We start from the raw sequence: 4,230 nt of genomic DNA, 5'->3' as shown, positions 1-4,230 counted from the left end.
GCAGGCGGGCCTGCAGCGTGCCGGCGGCGGTTTCAGGATTGGAAAACCCCTGGAGCTGCGCCCGGCTGCCGGCCAGCTTCATGCTGAGCAGGCCCTGCGACACCAGCCCGGCCAGTTGGTCGAACGTGCCGTGGGCCTCGGGCCGAAACAGCACGTCGAAGAACTGCGGCAGGCGGCGGTAGTTCACCAGCAGCGTAGCGTCGGTGCCGGGCACGCGCAGCAGGTCGGTTGATGGGAAAGCGGCCTGCACTGTGGGCGCTTCGGGGTGGGCCAGACGGCGCACCACGCCCTCAACCAGGCCCTCGTTAGTACTTAATACCAGATGGTTACGGTAATTGAGCACGGTGAGACTGTGCTCGGTGCGCTGCTCGGTGAGGACGGTCAGCTCCTGGTCTTCGTAGTCGCGGGTGCTGAGGCGGTAGCGCGGGTCGCGGCCCAGGGTTTCGAGCAGGCCGCGCACTTGCCGGTACTCGGTTACGCGGCTCAGCGGCACCTGGTAGAGCACGTCGAACTCACCCGGACCGGTTACGTGCACCGAGGTGATGACCAGCTTTTTCCCCAGCAGATTAAGCAGCGCATTGCGGCGGCGGGCATTGCCACCGGCCAGGCTATCGGCCAGGGCCAGGTGGCCGGCCGCCTGCTGGAAGTAGCGCACGGCCGTGAGGTTGTCCCAGAGCTCGGTTTCCTGCAGGTGGCGCACCAGGGCGGGGTGGTCGTGGGTCGAGAGCACGAACACGGCATCGTCGGGCACCAGCGCGTAGGGGTCGACGGGTACGGCGGCCAGCGTGCGCCGGTAGTACACGTACGTGGCCAGGCTCAGGAGCAGCAGCAGCGCGGTGAGTAACGCCAGAAGCTTTCGGGACATGCGAAGGATGGAGCGGTGGAGTCGGGCGGCGAAAGTACGAACCCGCGCGCGGAGCCCGGCCGCTGCGGCCGGCGCGGCGTATCTTGCCACGTGGCTTCGCAATATCGAAAACTCCTCGCCCTGCTCCTGCTGCTGGCCCTGGCCGGCTGCGGCAAGCTGCACGAGCCCGAGCCGGCCGCCGCCGCCAGCGAGTGGATTCAGCCGACCCAGATTGATATTCTGCTGGCCAACTTCACCACCACCGTGCAACGCGTGAACGTGGCCAACTACGAGCGCACCTTCAGCGGGCCCGACTACCGCTTCGTGCCCGACCCCACCAGCGCCGGCTCCACGCCCGCCCTGTTTGCCAACTGGAGCGTGCCCGACGAAACCACCTACTTCGGCAGCCTGCGCCGCCGCACGGCCGCCAACACCACCAACACGCTCACCCTCAGCGGCCGGCGCGACCAGTTCTACACCACCGACTCGGCCGAGGTGTCGGCGCTGTATCAGCTGAAAATCACGCAGTCCGACACGGCCTTTCACGCCGGCCTGCTGCAGGGCAACCTGCGTCTGCTGCTGCGCCGCCGCAACAACGAGTGGCGCATCGTGGCCTGGCGCGACCAGCGCACCTCCCCCGCCCTGTGCTGGACGGATTTGAAGAAGTATTTCAGCTCGCATTGAGTAGAATAACGAATTGAAAAACGTCATGCTGAGCTTGTCGAAGCATCGCTACCGCGTAAGTATCTATTTACTATCACGGTAGCGATGCTTCGACAAGCTCAGCATGACGTTCTTTTTAAGTTCTTTTTAACTCCTAATCCAGCTTAAACCTCTGCCAAACCGTGTATATTGCGCTTTCTATATGAAGCCGTTACCGCGCCCCTCATTCCCAACCTTGCTGCTGGCCGCCATTGGCCTGCTGCTGGCGGTGCCGGCCTGCAACCCTTTCGCGCCGGCCCTCGACGAGGTGCCCGCCGACCAGAACGAGCTACTGGGCAACCCCATCTACGTGCGCGGCTTCTTTGACCGCTTCCGGGCCGCCTACCAACTGCGCGACTCCACGCTCTATGGCCAGCTGTTGCACCCGCGCTTCGTGTTCACCTACCGCGACTTCGCCGCCAACCTCGACCGCTCCTGGACGCGCGACGTGGATGCCAACACCACCTACCGCCTCTTCAAGGCTGCCCGCTCGGCCAATTTGCAGTGGACGCAGTACCTGCCTAGCTCCGACACGCTGACTTCCGACACACTAGCCACCGTCGAGCGCTCCTTCCTGCTCACCATCGAGCAGCGCGACAACGAGCGGTTTTCGGGTGCCGGTACGGCCCGGCTGGTACTCGTGCGCAAGCACCGCACCGACCCCTGGCGCATGCGCAGCTGGTATGACCGTAGCGAGTTTTAACGCCAAATGCGCCGCTTTTTGTGAGGCCTGCCGCTTGCGGCGGGCCTTTTCCGTTTCTTTGGCAAAAATTTCCTTGTTTCTATGACCGAACCCCAACCCGACCAGCCGCATTTTAAGCGCGCTATCAATCTTTTCGACGCCATTATGCTCGTGACCGGCAGCATGATTGGCTCGGGCATTTTCATCGTGTCGGGCAATATTGCCCGGCAGGTGGGCAGCGCCGGCTGGCTGCTGGTAGTGTGGCTGCTCACCGGCTTCATCACCATGGCCGGGGCCATCAGCTACGGCGAACTGGCCAGCATGTTCCCCAAGGTGGGCGGGCAGTATGTGTATCTGCGCGAAGCCTTCGGCCGCCTGACGGCTTTCCTGTACGGCTGGACGCTATTTCTCGTCATCCAGACCGGCGTTATCGCGGCCGTGGCCGTGGCCTTCGCCAAATTCACCGGCGTGCTGCTGCCCTGGTTTAGCGTGAAAAACGTGCTGTTTCAGGCCGGCGGCTTCGAGTTCAGCAGCGTGCAGCTGCTGGCAATTGCGCTCATCATCGGCATCACGGGCCTGAATGCGCAGGGCGTGCGCACCGGCAAGCTCATCCAGAACGTGCTAGGCAGCACCAAGCTCATCGCGCTGGCGCTGCTCATCATTTTCGGCGTGGCGCTGGGCATCAACCACGAAGCCATTGCCGCCAACTTCCACGACCTCTGGAATGCCACCCGCTACCCCGCGCCGGGCGTGAGCGCCGCGCCCGTGCCCATCAGCGGCGGCGCGCTGCTCATTGCTATCGGCATGGCCATGTCGGGCTCTTTGTTCTCGTCCGATTCGTGGAACAACATCGGCTTTGCGGGCGAAGAAATTCAGAACCCCGAGCGCACCCTGGTGCGCAGCATGGCCATCGGCACGGCCATTGTCACGGCCCTCTACATCCTCATCAACATCGTGTACCTGCTGGTGCTGCCCCTGCACGGCTCGCCCGAAGCCACCACCCTGGCCGGCCGCGGCATTCAGTACGCCACCGACGACCGCGTGGCCACCGCCGTCGCCGAATCGATGCTCGGCAAAGCCGGCGCTTACGTGATGGCCGTACTCATCATGCTCAGCACCTTCGGCGCCAACAACGGCATCATCCTCAGCGGGGCGCGCGCCTACTTTGCCATGGCCAAAGACGGCCTGTTCTTCCCCAGCCTGGCCCGCCTGAACGGGGCCGGCGTGCCCGGCCGCGCCCTGTGGGCCCAGTGCCTGTGGGCCTGCCTGCTCTGCCTCAGCGGCAGCTACGGCCAGCTGCTTGATTACGTGATGTTTGCCGTGATTCTGTTCTACGTCGTCACCATCATCGGTATTTTCGTGCTACGCCGCACCCGGCCCGACGCGCCGCGCCCCTACCGCGCCTGGGGCTACCCGGTGCTGCCGGGCCTCTACGTGCTGCTGGCCAGCGCCTTCTGCATCATCCTGCTGGTAGCGCCCGATACGGCCGAGTTCTCGCGTCGCGGCCTGGGCCTGGTGGCGCTGGGCCTGCCGGTATACTTCCTGTTCGGCAAGCGCATGGGCACTGCGGGGGATAAGGGATAGGGAATAAGGATTCTCGAATAAAAAAAGGGAAACGGCCGACTGGCCGTTTCCCTTTTTTTGTTGAGCAGTGACAATAAAGAAGGTCGGATGGGCAAGAGCCCTATTCCGTATCCCCCCTTTACCGGCGCTTGCGGCCGGTTTTGGCGTGGGGCGTCAGCGTCACGTTCACGGCTTTGTTGCCGCGGGCGGTAATCACCTCGTCGTCGTAGCCGCCGTAGCCATAGGTGAGCACGTTGTCGCCGGTAGCGGGCACTTCAATTGAATAGTTGCCGCTGGCGTCGGTGCTGGCAATTTTGTTGCTGCCTTTCAGGAAGATGGTGGCACCGGCGAGCGGGCGGCCGTTTTCGTCTTCAATCTTGCCGGCGAGCGTGGTCGTGGCTGGGGCAGCCGGTTCGGCGGCCGGTGCGGGCGCGGGGGC

At 64.1% G+C, this 4,230-nt stretch carries 5 protein-coding genes; 3 read left to right on the top strand and 2 right to left on the bottom strand.

The window, feature by feature from the left end:
- The coding region (locus tag ACYVDE_RS15915) for a hypothetical protein (RefSeq protein ID WP_460502531.1) at window positions 1-865 on the bottom strand (865 nt) is incomplete at its 3' end.
- Window positions 866-955: 90 nt separating this feature from the next.
- Here ACYVDE_RS15915 and ACYVDE_RS15910 point away from each other — a divergent pair.
- The 3 genes from ACYVDE_RS15910 to ACYVDE_RS15900 all read left to right on the top strand — a co-directional run bounded on the left by ACYVDE_RS15910 (window position 956) and on the right by ACYVDE_RS15900 (window position 3,812).
- Entirely contained in the window at window positions 956-1,528 is a 573-nt protein-coding gene (locus ACYVDE_RS15910) for a hypothetical protein (protein WP_460502530.1), read from the top strand.
- Window positions 1,529-1,742: 214 nt separating this feature from the next.
- A complete protein-coding gene (locus tag ACYVDE_RS15905; RefSeq protein ID WP_460502529.1) occupies window positions 1,743-2,249 on the top strand; it encodes a hypothetical protein in 507 nt (168 codons plus the stop codon).
- A gap of 81 nt (window positions 2,250-2,330) precedes the next feature.
- On the top strand, window positions 2,331-3,812 hold the full coding sequence (locus tag ACYVDE_RS15900; protein ID WP_460502528.1) for an APC family permease: 1,482 nt from the start codon (window positions 2,331-2,333) through the stop codon (window positions 3,810-3,812).
- A gap of 118 nt (window positions 3,813-3,930) precedes the next feature.
- On the opposite strand, the gene ACYVDE_RS15895 is transcribed toward ACYVDE_RS15900, so the two are convergent.
- The coding region (locus tag ACYVDE_RS15895; RefSeq protein WP_460502527.1) for a carboxypeptidase-like regulatory domain-containing protein at window positions 3,931-4,230 on the bottom strand (300 nt) is incomplete at its 5' end.

The sequence above is a fragment of the Hymenobacter agri genome (assembly GCF_054778495.1).
The sequence above is the reverse complement of the archived record's forward strand: the minus strand, read 5'-3'. Positions and strand labels throughout refer to the sequence as shown.